We start from the raw sequence: 13,764 nt of genomic DNA on the forward strand, positions 1-13,764 counted from the left end.
GGCCGGACACCCTCCGCCCGGTCCCCACTGACCGCCGACCCGCGGTCACGCGTAAGGAGTTCAGCGTTGCGCAAGAACACCACCTCCCACAGACCCGGCTCGCCCGGACGCCGGGCCTCGGCCCTCGCCGCCGGCACCCTCGCCGCGCTGCTGACGGTCACGTTCCAGACCCTCCCCGCCACCGCCGACGCGTCGAACGGCGCCGACCCGGGCTCCCTCCCGGCGAAGCTCTCCCCCGCCAAGCGCGCCGAGCTGATGCGCGAGGCGAACGCCGGCAAGGCCGACACCGCGAAGGACCTCGGCCTCGGCAAGCAGGAGAAGCTCGTCGTACGGGACGTCCTCCAGGACAAGGACGGCACCACCCACACCCGTTACGAGCGCACGTATGACGGGCTCCCGGTCCTGGGCGGCGACCTGATCGTCGAGGCCACGAAGTCCGGCACCGAGAAGAGCGTCACCAAGGCCGCCAAGGCCGAGCTCAAGAGCGTCGACACCACCGCCACGCTGAAACCGGCCAAGGCCGAGACCCAGGCCCTCACCCTCGCCAAGGCCGACGGTTCGAAGAAGACCGAGGCCGACAAGGCCCCCCGCAAGGTCGTCTGGCTCGGCCAGGGCGCGACGAAGGGCAAGCCCACCCTCGCGTACGAGACGGTGGTCGGCGGCCTGCAGCACGACGGCACCCCGAACCAGCTGCACGTGATCACCGACGCCACCACCGGCAAGAAGCTCCACGAGTGGCAGGCCATCGAGACGGGCACGGGCAACACCCAGTACAGCGGCACCGTCCCCCTCGGCACCGCGCAGTCCGGTTCCTCGTACACGCTGAACGACACCACGCGCGGCGCCCACAAGACGTACAACCTGAACCGCGGCACGTCCGGCACCGGCACCCTCTTCTCCGGCGCCGACGACGTGTGGGGCAACGGCTCCGCCTCCAACACCGAGACGGCCGCCGCGGACGCCCACTACGGCGCCGCGCTGACCTGGGACTACTACAAGAACGTGCAGGGCAGGGCCGGTATCCGCGGCGACGGCGTCGGCGCGTACAGCCGGGTCCACTACGGCAACGCGTACGTCAACGCGTTCTGGGACGACAGCTGCTTCTGCATGACGTACGGCGACGGCAGCGGCAACACCAAGCCGCTCACCTCGATCGACGTGGCCGCGCACGAGATGACGCACGGCGTCACGTCGAACACCGCGGGCCTCAACTACTCCGGCGAGTCCGGCGGCCTGAACGAGGCGACGTCCGACATCATCGGCGCCACCGTGGAGTTCTACGCCAACAACTCCTCCGACGTCGGCGACTACCTCATCGGCGAGAAGATCAACATCAACGGCGACGGCACCCCGCTGCGCTACATGGACAAGCCGAGCAAGGACGGCGCGTCCAAGGACGCCTGGTACTCGGGCATCGGCAACGTCGACGTGCACTACTCCTCGGGTCCGGCGAACCACTTCTTCTACCTGCTCAGCGAGGGCAGCGGAACGAAGACGATCAACGGCGTCACCTACAACTCGCCGACCTCCGACGGCCTCCCGGTCACCGGGATAGGCCGCGACAAGGCCGCGCTGATCTGGTTCAAGGCGCTGACCACGAAGTTCACGTCGACGACGAACTACGCGGGCGCCCGCACCGGCACCCTCGCGGTCGCCGGTGAGCTGTACGGGACGACGTCCGCCGAGTACAAGGCCGTGCAGGACGCGTGGGCCGGCGTCGCCGTCGGCGCCCGCTCCGGCGGCGGCGACCCGGGCACCGGCAAGACGTTCACCAACGACGCCAACGTGAACATCCCCGACTACCCGGGGGCGGCCGTCACCTCCTCCGTCCCGGTCACCGGCATCAGCGGCGCGGCCCCGTCCACGCTGAAGGTCGGCGTCGACATCGTCCACACGTGGAGCGGCGACCTCCAGGTGGACCTGGTCGGCCCGAGCGGCAGAACGTACCGGCTGCACAGCTCGGTGTACGACCCGACGCCCAACATCCAGACCACGTACACGGTCAACGCCTCCGCCGAGACCGCGAACGGCACCTGGAAGCTGAAGGTCCAGGACCTCGGTCAGCAGGACACGGGCTACATCAACAGCTTCAAGCTGACGTTCCCGTAGAGCAGTAGTCGTGGGGCCGGGGTCAGCGCAGCAGGACCCCGGCCCCCTCCTGCGTCGCCTCCGTCGGCAGCGCCACGAGCCCCGTCTCCGCCACAGACGCCAGCAGCGGATGCGCCGGCAGCACCCGGACCGTGTACCCGTAGGGTCCGCTGCGGTCGAGGGCCAGCGGCCCCTCGTACGCCCAGCGCCCCTCGCCGTCCGGGCCGCCGACCGGCTTCAGCGGCACCGTCGTCGGTTCGGTGATCCGGTCCTCGGTGTCGACGCGGCCCGCGACGGCCTGCACCTCGACGTCGTCCGGTCCCAACTCGCCGAGCGCGACCCGGACATGGAGCCCGAGCGTGGCGCCCAGCTCGGCGCCACCTGCCGACGCCTCCACGTGGTCGACAGTGACCCGCGGCCAGGCGGCCCGCACCCGCGCCTTCCACGCGGCGAGGTCCCGGGCGGCGTCCGCTCCCAGCGAGCGGGCCGACGCGGCGGCCGGGGCGTACAGCTGGTCCACGTACTCACGGACCATGCGCCCCGCGAGGAGCTTCGGGCCGAGGTGGGTGAGGGTCTGGCGGACCATCTCGATCCAGCGGTCGGGCAGCCCGTCGGGTCCCCGCTCGTAGAAGCGCGGGGTCACGCGGCGCTCCAGGAGGTCGTACAGCGCGGCCGCCTCCAGGTCATCGCGCCGGTGCTCGTCCGTGGCCGTGCCGTCGGCCGTGGGGATGGCCCAGCCGTAGTCGGGCGCGAACCATTCGTCCCACCAGCCGTCCAGGACGGACAGGTTGAGGCAGCCGTTGAGCGCCGCCTTCATGCCGGAGGTGCCACACGCTTCCAGGGGCCGGAGCGGATTGTTGAGCCAGACGTCGCACCCCGGATAGAGCTTCTGCGCCATCGCCATGCCGTAGTCGGGCAGGAAGACGATCCGGTGCCGCACCCGCGGGTCGTCGGTGAACCGGACCAGTTCCTGCACAAGCCGCTTGCCGCCGTCGTCGGCCGGGTGCGCCTTGCCCGCGACGACGATCTGCACGGGCCGCTCCTCGTCGAGCAGCAGCCGCATCAGCCGGTCCGGATCGCGCAGCATCAGCGTGAGCCGCTTGTACGAGGGGACGCGGCGGGCGAAGCCGATGGTGAGCACGTTCGGGTCCAACACGCCGTCGATCCAGCCGAGTTCGGCGGCGCCCGCGCCGCGCTGCCGCCAGGACGCGGCGAGCCGCTCGCGCACCTCGTCGACGAGCTGCCCACGCAGTGCGCCGCGCAGCTCCCAGATGTCCCGGTCGGGGATCTCGCCGACGGCGTCCCAGCGGTCCGAGCCGCCGACCGACAGGGCGTCCTCGGTGCGCCGCTCCCCGATCTGCCGGGCGCCGAGCCGGTACACCTCGGGCGCGACCCAGGTGGGCGCGTGCACGCCGTTGGTCACGGAGGCGATCGGCACCTCCTCGACGTCGAATCCCGGCCACAGTCCGGCGAACATGGCGCGGCTGACGGACCCGTGCAGTGTGGAGACGCCGTTGGCGCGCTGCGCGAGCCGCAGCCCCATCACCGCCATGTTGAAGACGTTCGGGTCGCCGCCCGCGTACGTCTCCATGCCGAGCCCGAGGATGCGCTGCACGTCGAGGCCCGGCAGCTCGGCCGCGGCCCCGAAGTGGCGGGCGACGAGCTCCCGGTCGAAGCGGTCGATGCCGGCGGGGACGGGGGTGTGCGTCGTGAAGACGGCGCCCGCCCGCACGGCTTCGAGCGCGGAGTCGAAGTCCGTGCCGCCCTTGGCGAGTTCGGCGATCCGCTCCACGCCGAGGAAGCCCGCGTGCCCTTCGTTGGTGTGGAAGACCTCGGGCGCCGGGTGCCCGGTGAGCCGGCAGTACGCGCGCACCGCACGCACCCCGCCGATCCCGAGCAGCATCTCCTGCAACAGCCGGTGCTCGCTGCCGCCGCCGTAGAGCCGGTCGGTCACGTCCCGCTCGTGCGCGTCGTTCTCCTCGACGTCCGAGTCGAGCAGCAGCAGCGGCACCCGGCCGACCTGCGCCTGCCACACCCGCGCGAGCAGCCGCCTGCCGCCGGGGAGGGGGAGCGCGAGGTGCACAGGGCTGCCGTCGGCCTCCCGCAGCAGGTTCAGCGGCAGCTCGTTCGGGTCGGTGACCGGATACGTCTCCTGCTGCCAGCCGTCCCGCGAGAGCGACTGCCGGAAGTAGCCGTGCCGGTACAGGAGTCCTACGCCGATCAGCGGCACCCCCAGGTCGCTCGCCGCCTTGAGGTGGTCGCCGGCGAGGATCCCGAGGCCGCCCGAGTACTGCGGCAGCGCGGCCGTGATGCCGAACTCGGGCGAGAAGTAGGCGATTCCGGCGGGCAGTTGAGAGGACCGCGACCGCTCCTGGTACCAGCGGTCGTCGTGCAGATAGCCGCGCAGATCGTCGGCGACCTCGCTCAGCCGCGCAAGGAAGTCCTCGTCCCCCGCGAGGTGGGCGAGCCGCTCGGGAGGCACGCTGCCGAGCAGCCGCAGCGGGTCGCCGCCGGACGCGGCCCAGCGGCCGGGATCCACGGCGGCGAACAGGTCACGGGTCCCGGTGTGCCAGGACCAGCGCAGATTGCGCGCCAGGTCGTGCAGCGGGGCGAGGGGTTCGGGCAGGACCGGGCGGACGGTGAATCGACGGATGGCCTTCACGTGCTCACCTCTGCGGTTGCGCGTCGGATGCCGGAGTCGCCTCCCGACGGTAGCCGCCCTCCCGCGGGGCGTGCCACGGCGCCGGAACGCGTACGGCGGTCCGGGCACGCGCTGCGTGCGCCCGGACCGCCGTACGCGGATGCCCCTGGAGGCCCTTGTCAGGCGATGGCCGCCCCGGTGCCGCGCGCCCCGCCGATGTAGTCGGTGAGTGCCGCGTCGTCGTACACCTCGATGTCGACGGAGGTGCCCTTGGCCAGGTGGAAGTCCTTCACGAGGAAGTCCACGGGCGCCTCGCCGCCGGGCGCCGCGTACGTGCCCAGGTTGTGCGTGACACCGTTCGCCGTGGCGGAGACGTGCACGTAGAACGTGTCGCCGTCGTTGCGGGTGTCGTACACCCGCAGCTGCTGCGTCTCCGGCTGGAACTCCACCTCACCGAGGCGGGAACCGTTCTGCGTCAGCGCCACCTCGGCGCCGACGCTGCCGCCCGCGGCCTGCCGGTAGGTGACCGAGGCGTCGGGGTTGGGGTCGTAGGCCGCGGCCGGTGCGGCCGCGGCGCCGAGCAGCGCGCCCACCGCGAGGGCCGCCCCCGTGAAGATGCGTGCAAGCCGTCGCGGACGTCGGGTCGCTGTCATGCGTGTTGCCCCCCAGATCAAAAAACCACATCCAAACCATTCGGACGTCGGTGCAGGAAGTCGTCGCCGTAGGTCATCGGCGACCTTCCCACGATGCCAGATTTCATGATCACCCAGAGGCACGCAACGCCCAGAGCTCGTCAGCCGGCGCGGACCACCACGAAAACCCCACGGACCCGCCGCTCCCCCTCCGCGTCCCACTCGGCGGACACCTCGCCGAGGGCATCGTCCGGTGCCTTCGACCCGGCCTCCAGGACGCGCACGATCTCGGGCCGCACGCCGTCGCCGGTGACGCGGGCGTGCACGGTCGGGTCGAGCGCCCCGTCGACGCTCTGCGCGTGGGCGGGCACGTCGCCCTGCAGCAGCGCGGTCAACTCCCGTACGAGCACCGGGTCCTTGGCCCCGTCGTACACCCAGCGCCTCCCGAGGACGCCGTGCTCGACGGTGCCGATGAGCGCGTCGTCCGGAGCGCCCTCCAGCGGGGCCCCGCGGTACGCCATCGGCACGTGGTACGTCACCGGCTCGGGGCCCGAGGCGTCCGTCGCGGCCATGAACTCGAGGCCGACCTCGCCGGCCGGGTCGTCGAGCCGGAACCCGCCCGCCTTGGTCAGCTCCGGGGTTCCGGAGCCCCGGTACCAGGGCTGCTTCGGCAGCCAGTCGGCGAGGAGTTCGAGCTTGGTGGGCTTCAGTGTGGTGCGGTGAATGATCGACACGGCTTCATCATCGGACCTCGCCGGGCGCCGCGCCAGGCAATTGCGTTCCCGCCCGGGCGGCCGGAACTCCCGCACGGCGACCGAAAAACGCCGCAACTCAACCGCACAACCCTCACGACCGATATGGCCGATTCCGCCACCTCATGCCTCCTTGTGGCGCTTCACACCGCACGAGAGGCTGCCAACTGGCGTGACACCGCGCCGAGTTGAGGAGGGGAACTCATCCATGGCAGGGACCGTGCGAGTGACGCGAAAGCGACGGACGCGCTGGGCCGGCGGGCTCACCGCGGTCGCCACGGTCGCGGTGCTTTCGGCCATCACGCTGCCCGCGGACGCCGCCCCCGCGCAGGGACGGATATTCGGCGCCGGGGAACCGGGCTCCATAGCGGGCAGCTACATAGTGACATTGAAGGGGGACACGAAGGCGCCGTCCGAGGCGGGCAAGGGCCTCGCGGAAAAATACGGGGCGAAAATACGCCACACCTACAGCAAGGCGCTCAACGGCTACGCGGTGACGCTCGGCGAGGGACAGGCCAAGCGGCTCGCGGCCGACGGGAACGTCGCGTCGGTCGTCCAGGACTCCCAGGTCACGATGGAGCACACGCAGAAGAACCCGCCCTCGTGGGGCCTGGACCGCATCGACCAGAACGATCTGCCGCTCGACAAGTCGTACACCTGGCCCGAGTCCGCGGGCACCGGTGTGCACGTCTACGTCATCGACACCGGCATCCGTGCCACCCACCGCGACTTCGGCGGACGGGCCACGAGCGGCTGGGACTTCGTCGACAACGACTCGACGGCCCAGGACGGCAACGGGCACGGCACCCATGTCGCCGGGACCGTCGCGGGCGAGACGTACGGCGTCGCCAAGCAGGCCGACGTGGTCGGCGTGCGCGTGCTCGACGACGAGGGCTCCGGTACGACGGCGCAGGTGCTCGCGGGCATCGACTGGGTGACCAAGCACGCCCAGCGGCCGGCCGTGGCGAACCTGAGCCTCGGCGGCTACGCCAACGCGCAGCTCGACGCCGCCGTGCGCAACTCCATCGCGTCCGGCGTCACTTACACGGTGGCCGCGGGCAATGACGGCATGCCCGCGGAGCTGTACTCGCCGGCCCGTGTGAAGGAAGCGATCACTGTCGGCGCGAGCGACAAGAAGGACGCGCGTGCGAGCTTCTCCAATTGGGGTACTCGTCTCGACCTGTTCGCACCCGGCGTCGACATCACGTCCGCTTCGTACAAGAGCGACTCGGGGAAGGCCACCTTCTCCGGTACGTCGATGGCCTCGCCGCACGTCGCGGGCGCGGCCGCGCTGTACCTCGGCGAGCACGCGACGGCCTCGCCCGCCGATGTGAGCAAGGCGCTGGTCGGGCGGGCGGCGACGGGCAAGGTGTCGGGCGCGGGCCTCGGCTCGCCGAACAAGCTGCTTCAGGTGAACAACCCGTAGGAGGAGGTGAGTTCATGGTCCGGTCCCGTCGTTTTCGGCGGGGCCGGTCTTATGTGTTCCCTTACGCGCCAGTAGTGACGAGTAGTTGGTACGACACGGATTGCCCGTCGGTGGAGCGTGGAAGGCTCCACCGGTACGCCGCACGGCTTCACCGCACGGCCCTCTCCCCGAATCTCGTCTCCGCACCCCCGATCCCCCGCGGACAGGAGCGGTCATGCCCTCAAAGCGCCCTACGCCAAGGACACCGCGCGCCATCATGGGCCGCATCCCCATACGTGACGTCCGCCCGGTCGTCGAGCACGGCCGGCGCCCCGCCAAGGCCGTGGTCGGCGAGACCTTCCTGGTCACGGCCACCGTGTTCCGGGAGGGGCACGACGCCGTCGCCGCGAACGTCGTGCTGCGCGGGCCCGGCGGCGAGCCGGGCCCCTGGACGCCGATGCGCGAGCTGGCCCCCGGCACCGACCGCTGGGGCGCCGAGGTCACCCCGGACGCGCCGGGCCACTGGACGTACCGGATCGAGGCGTGGGGCGACCCCGTGGCCACGTGGCGGCACACGGCGAAGATCAAGATTCCGGCGGGCATCGACACCGAACTCGTCCTGGAAGAGGGCGCGTTGCTGCACGAGCGCGCCGCGAAGGGCGCCCCCGCACCGCTTCGCGAAACGATTGTGCGAGCCGCCGCCACCCTCCGCGACACCACCCGCCCGGCCCCCGCCCGGCTGGCCGCCGCGCTCGCCCCCGACGTGAGCCGGATCCTCGCCCGCCATCCACTGCGCGAACTGGTCACGCGCAGCGGCAAGTTGCCCCTCCTGGTGGAGCGTGAGCGGGCGCTGTTCGGGTCCTGGTACGAGTTCTTCCCGCGTTCCGAGGGGGCCGTGGTGGAGGCCGGGAAGCCGCCGGTGAGCGGCACCTTCCGCACGGCCGCCCGGCGCCTTCCGGCGATCGCGGGGATGGGATTCGACGTGGTGTATCTGCCGCCCGTGCACCCCATCGGCACCACGTTTCGCAAGGGCCCCAACAACTCGCTCTCCCCGGGCCCCTATGACGTGGGGGTGCCGTGGGCGATCGGCTCGCACGAGGGCGGCCACGACGCGCTCCATCCGGACCTGGGCACCTTCGAGGACTTCGACGCCTTCGTGGCCCGCGCCCGGGAGTTGGGCATGGAGGTGGCCCTCGACTTCGCGCTCCAGTGCTCGCCCGACCACCCCTGGGTGGACAAGCATCCCGACTGGTTCCACCATCGCCCCGACGGCAGCATCGCGTACGCGGAGAACCCGCCGAAGAAGTACCAGGACATCTACCCCATCGCCTTCGACAAGGACCTGCCGGGCCTGATCGCGGAGACGGTGCGGATCCTGCGGCTGTGGATGGGGCACGGGGTGCGGATCTTCCGCGTCGACAACCCGCACACCAAGCCGGTCGCCTTCTGGGAGCAGGTGATCGCCGACATCAACGGCACCGACCCGGACGTGATCTTCCTGGCGGAGGCGTTCACCCGCCCCGCGATGATGCACACCCTGGCCGCGGTCGGCTTCCAGCAGTCGTACACGTACTTCACCTGGCGCAATTCGAAGCGCGAACTCACCGAGTACGCCGAGGAGTTGAGCGGAGAGGCGGCCGCCTATATGCGGCCGAACTTCTTCGTGAACACCCCCGACATCCTGCACGAGTTCCTGCAGGACGGCGGCCGTCCCGCCTTCGAACTGCGCGCCGTGCTCGCCGCGACGCTCTCGCCCACCTGGGGCGTCTACAGCGGCTACGAACTGTGCGAGAACACCCCGCTGCGCGCCGGGAGCGAGGAGTATCTGAACTCGGAGAAGTACCAACTCAGGCCCCGGGACTGGGAGTCGGCCGAACGCGAGGGCCGCACGATCGCCCCGCTGATCACCTCACTGAACGCGATCCGGCGCCGCAACCCGGCCCTGCGCACCCTGCGGGATGTGCACTTCCACCGGGCCGACAAGGACGCGGTGCTCGTGTACTCCAAGACCACCGCGTCCGCACAGGGCTCGAACACGGTATTGGTGGTCGTGAACCTCGACCCCCACCACACCCAGGAGGCGACGGTGTCGTTGGACATGCCGCACCTGGGCCTCGACTGGCACGCCTCCGTGCCGGTGCGCGACGAACTCACCGGCGACACGTACCACTGGGGCAGGACGAACTATGTGCGCCTGGAGCCGGGCCGCACGCCCGCGCACATCCTCGTCCTGGCGCCGCCCGCCACGCCGCGATGAACTCTCAGGAGCACTCGGGACATGGGATTCGAAGGGTCACCCACACCATGATGATGAATGAGCCCGTCCCGGACACCTTCGAGGACACCCCTGCGAAGGACCGGGACCCGGATTGGTTCAAGCGCGCGGTCTTCTACGAGGTCCTGGTCCGCTCGTTCCAGGACAGCAACGGCGACGGCGTCGGCGACCTCAAAGGCATCACGGCGAAGCTGGACTACCTCCAGTGGCTGGGCGTCGACTGCCTCTGGCTGCCACCGTTCTTCAAGTCGCCGCTCAGGGACGGCGGTTACGACGTCTCGGACTACACCTCGGTGCTCCCCGAGTTCGGCGACCTGGCCGATTTCGTGGAGTTCGTGGACGCGGCGCATCAGCGGGGCATGCGCGTGATCATCGACTTCGTCATGAACCACACGAGCGACCAGCACGAGTGGTTCCAGCAGTCGCGCTCCGACCCCCAAGGCCCCTACGGCGACTATTACGTGTGGGCGGACGACGACAAGCAGTACGCGGACGCCCGGATCATCTTCGTGGACACGGAGGCGTCGAACTGGACGTACGACCCGGTCCGCCAGCAGTACTACTGGCACCGCTTCTTCTCCCACCAGCCGGACCTGAACTACGAGAACCCGGCCGTGCAGGAGGAGATCCTCGCCGCGCTGCGGTTCTGGCTGGACCTGGGCATCGACGGCTTCCGCCTCGACGCCGTGCCGTATCTGTATGCCGAGGAGGGCACCAACTGCGAGAACCTCCCCGCCACCCACGAGATGCTGAAGCGGGTCCGCAAGGAGATCGACGCCCAGTACCCCGACGTCGTCCTGCTGGCGGAGGCGAACCAGTGGCCGGAGGACGTCGTCGACTACTTCGGCGACACCGCCTCCGGCGGCGACGAATGCCACATGGCGTTCCACTTCCCGGTCATGCCACGCATCTTCATGGCGGTGCGCCGCGAGTCGCGCTACCCGGTCTCGGAGATCCTCGCCAAGACCCCGCCGATCCCGTCCGGCTGCCAGTGGGGCATCTTCCTGCGCAACCACGACGAGCTGACCCTGGAAATGGTCACCGACGAAGAACGCGACTACATGTACGCGGAGTACGCCAAGGACCCGCGGATGCGCGCCAACATCGGCATCCGCCGCCGCCTGGCCCCGCTCCTGGACAACGACCGCAACCAGATCGAACTGTTCACCGCGCTCCTGCTCTCCCTGCCGGGCACGCCGATCCTGTACTACGGCGACGAGATCGGCATGGGCGACAACATCTGGCTCGGCGACCGCGACGCGGTGCGCACCCCGATGCAGTGGACCCCCGACCGCAACGCCGGCTTCTCCTCCTCCGATCCGGGCCGCCTGTTCCTGCCCACGATCATGGACCCGGTCTACGGCTACCAGGTCACGAACGTGGAAGCGTCGATGTCCTCGCCGTCGTCGCTGCTGCACTGGACCCGCCGGATGATCGAGATCCGCAAGCAGAACCCGGCGTTCGGCCTCGGCTCGTACACCGAACTGCCCTCCTCCAACCCGGCGGTCCTCGCGTTCCTGCGCGAGTACGGCGACGACCTGGTGCTGTGCGTGCACAACTTCTCCCGCTTCGCCCAGCCCACCGAACTCGACCTCCAGACATTCAACGGCCGGCACCCGGTGGAACTGATCGGCGGAGTGCGCTTCCCCGCGATCGGCGAACTCCCGTACCTGCTGACCCTTGCCGGACACGGCTTCTACTGGTTCCGCCTCCGCAAGGACTGACGACGACATACCTGGGCACTCTCCACGCATATCCGGGAAAGGACGCGACGCCATGTCGGAAGCCGCAACCCGGGCCGCCGCCCCGACGGCCGGAGAAACCGAGCTGCTCATGTCGCTCGACCCCTTGCTGCGCGAATGGCTGCCGCGCCAACGCTGGTTCGCGGGCAAGGGCCGCCCCGTCACCGGCTTCACCCTGGACTCCGTCACCGAACTGCTGCCGGACGCCGCCCTGTTGCACCTCCTCGTCCGCGCCCACCAACCACCGGCCGACGAGGAGGGGCCCGGCGACCGCTACCAGCTGCTCATCGGCACCGCCGAGGCCGCGGCCCCACACCTCGCGCCCGCCGTGATCGGCCACATCACGCACGGCCCGCTCGCGGGACGCACCGCGTACGAGGCGCTCCAGGACCCGCGGCACAGCGCCGTCCTCCTGGAGCGGCTCCGAATACCCGGCGCGCTCGGCGCCCTCCGCTTCCACCGCGGCCCGCACGGCGAGGTCCCGCGCGACCTCGCGCCCCGCCCCCTGACGGCGGAACAGTCCAACTCCTCGGTCGTGTACGGCGACACACTCATCGCCAAGCTGTTCCGCCGCGTCGTCCCCGGCCTCAACCCCGACCTGGAACTCCCGCTGGCCCTGGCCCGCGAGGGCTGCGACCGGGTGCCCGCACCGGTCGCCTGGTTCGAGACGGCCGGGACACACCCCGCCGAACCCGCGACGCTCGGCCTCCTCCAACCCTTCCTCAGGGGCGCGGCCGACGGCTGGGACCTCGCCCTCAAGCACGTCACCAACCAGCAGGACTTCACGGCGCAGGCCCGCGACATCGGCCGCGCCACCGCCGAGGTGCACACGTCCCTGGCCCGCGCGCTGCCCACGGTCACGTATACACGCGCCCACATCGACCAGCTCGCCGAGTCGATGACGCACCGACTGGAGTCGACGGCGCAGCAGGTCCCGGCGCTGCTCCCCTACGTCGACAGCCTGCGCACCGCCTTCGACGCGCTCGCGCAGCTCGGCGCCGAGGGCCGCACCTGGCAGGCCCAGCGGGTCCACGGCGACCTGCACCTGGGCCAGTGCCTGCGCGAGCCGTCCGGCACCTGGAAGCTGATCGACTTCGAGGGCGAACCGACCCGCCCCCTCGCGGAACGCCGCCTGCCGCACCCCGTCCACCGCGACATCGCCGGCATGCTCCGCTCCTTCGACTACGCCGCCCCGCAGAGCGCCTGGTCGCTCTCCTGCCGCGCCGCGTTTTGCGACGGCTACGCGCAGGTGACGGGCACCGACCCCCGCACAGCCCCGGTCCTCCTGCGCGCCTACGAAACGGACAAGGCCGTCTACGAGGCCCTGTACGAGGCCCGCCACCGACCGGACTGGCTCCAGGTCCCGTTGGCAGCCCTGAAACGCCTGGCGGGCAGCTAGGTCGCACCGCACGAGTTCCGGCACGCACACACGAGGCGCCCAAGGAGGCCCCCACCGTGACCCGCCGCCCGACCACCACCCCGGCCCCCGTCCCCCCGGACGACCGCAACCGGCTGCTCGCAGCGACCCACCACGACCCCCACGGAGTGCTCGGCGCACACGCCGCCCACGGCGGCATCGCCTTCCGCACCTGGCGCCCCTACGCCCAACACGTGGCCGTCACCACCCCGGAGGGCCTGCACGCCGAACTCCACGACGACGGCGACGGATTCTTCACCGCACTGCTCCAGCTCCGCGAGATCCCGCCCGCGTACGAGCTGGAGATCACGTACGCCGACACGACCCAGCGGATCGCGGATTCCTACGCCCTCCTCCCCTCCCTCGGCGACCTCGACCTGCACCTGGTGGCCGAGGGCCGGCACGAACGGCTCTGGGACGCGCTCGGCGCCCGCCCCATGGAGCACCAGGGCATCCAGGGCACCCGCTTCACGGTGTGGGCGCCCAACGCCCAGGGCATCCGCGTCGTCGGCACCTTCAACTACTGGGACGGCGCGGCCCACAGCATGCGCTCGCTCGGCTCGTCCGGGGTGTGGGAACTGTTCGTGCCGGACATCGGCGAGGGCGAGCTCTACAAGTTCGAGATCACCCGCCCCGACGGCAGCAAGACGATGCGCGCCGACCCGCTCGCCACCCGCACCGAGGAACCCCCGGCCAACTCCTCGATGATCCACGCCTCCCACTACACGTGGGGCGACGAGGCCTGGCTGGAAAAACGCGCCGCGCGCCCCGTCCACGAATCGGCGTTCTCGGTGTACGAGGTGCACCTGCCG

General features: G+C 70.8%; 8 protein-coding genes and 1 pseudogene. 6 read left to right on the forward strand and 3 right to left on the reverse strand.

Annotation, left to right across the window (positions count from 1 at the left end):
• The first annotated feature begins 66 nt into the window (after positions 1-66).
• Positions 67-2,109 carry a M4 family metallopeptidase gene (locus ACFV9W_RS35585; RefSeq protein WP_385769546.1) on the forward strand — a complete coding sequence of 681 codons (2,043 nt, stop codon included), beginning with the start codon at positions 67-69 and terminating at the stop codon, positions 2,107-2,109.
• A gap of 22 nt (positions 2,110-2,131) precedes the next feature.
• On the opposite strand, the gene glgP is transcribed toward ACFV9W_RS35585, so the two are convergent.
• From glgP to ACFV9W_RS35600, 3 genes are all read right to left on the reverse strand, one after another.
• Positions 2,132-4,750: an alpha-glucan family phosphorylase gene (glgP, locus tag ACFV9W_RS35590; protein WP_385769548.1), complete on the reverse strand. Its 2,619-nt coding sequence runs from the start codon at positions 4,748-4,750 to the stop codon at positions 2,132-2,134.
• Between the two features lie 158 nt (positions 4,751-4,908).
• Positions 4,909-5,382, reverse strand: a complete 474-nt coding sequence (locus tag ACFV9W_RS35595; protein WP_385769550.1) for a hypothetical protein — start codon at positions 5,380-5,382, stop codon at positions 4,909-4,911.
• A 140-nt stretch (positions 5,383-5,522) separates the two neighbouring features.
• Complete coding sequence (locus ACFV9W_RS35600) at positions 5,523-6,095, reverse strand: 1,4-alpha-glucan branching protein (RefSeq protein ID WP_385769552.1); 573 nt, start codon at positions 6,093-6,095, stop codon at positions 5,523-5,525.
• A 226-nt stretch (positions 6,096-6,321) separates the two neighbouring features.
• On the opposite strand from ACFV9W_RS35600, the gene ACFV9W_RS35605 reads away from it, so the two are divergent.
• From ACFV9W_RS35605 to ACFV9W_RS35625, 5 genes and pseudogenes are all read left to right on the forward strand, one after another.
• Positions 6,322-7,539, forward strand: a complete 1,218-nt coding sequence (locus ACFV9W_RS35605; RefSeq protein ID WP_385769554.1) for a S8 family peptidase — start codon at positions 6,322-6,324, stop codon at positions 7,537-7,539.
• A gap of 214 nt (positions 7,540-7,753) precedes the next feature.
• Complete coding sequence (locus tag ACFV9W_RS35610; protein ID WP_385769556.1) at positions 7,754-9,775, forward strand: alpha-1,4-glucan--maltose-1-phosphate maltosyltransferase; 2,022 nt, start codon at positions 7,754-7,756, stop codon at positions 9,773-9,775.
• Positions 9,776-9,822: 47 nt separating this feature from the next.
• On the forward strand, positions 9,823-11,517 hold the full coding sequence (gene treS, locus ACFV9W_RS35615) for a maltose alpha-D-glucosyltransferase (RefSeq protein ID WP_385769558.1): 1,695 nt from the start codon (positions 9,823-9,825) through the stop codon (positions 11,515-11,517).
• A 52-nt stretch (positions 11,518-11,569) separates the two neighbouring features.
• Positions 11,570-12,934: a maltokinase gene (locus ACFV9W_RS35620; RefSeq protein WP_385769560.1), complete on the forward strand. Its 1,365-nt coding sequence runs from the start codon at positions 11,570-11,572 to the stop codon at positions 12,932-12,934.
• A 56-nt stretch (positions 12,935-12,990) separates the two neighbouring features.
• Positions 12,991-13,764: pseudogene (locus ACFV9W_RS35625) on the forward strand (1,4-alpha-glucan branching enzyme); the annotation flags it as partial.

This window comes from Streptomyces sp. NPDC059897 (assembly GCF_042730865.1).
Taxonomy (GTDB): domain Bacteria; phylum Actinomycetota; class Actinomycetes; order Streptomycetales; family Streptomycetaceae; genus Streptomyces.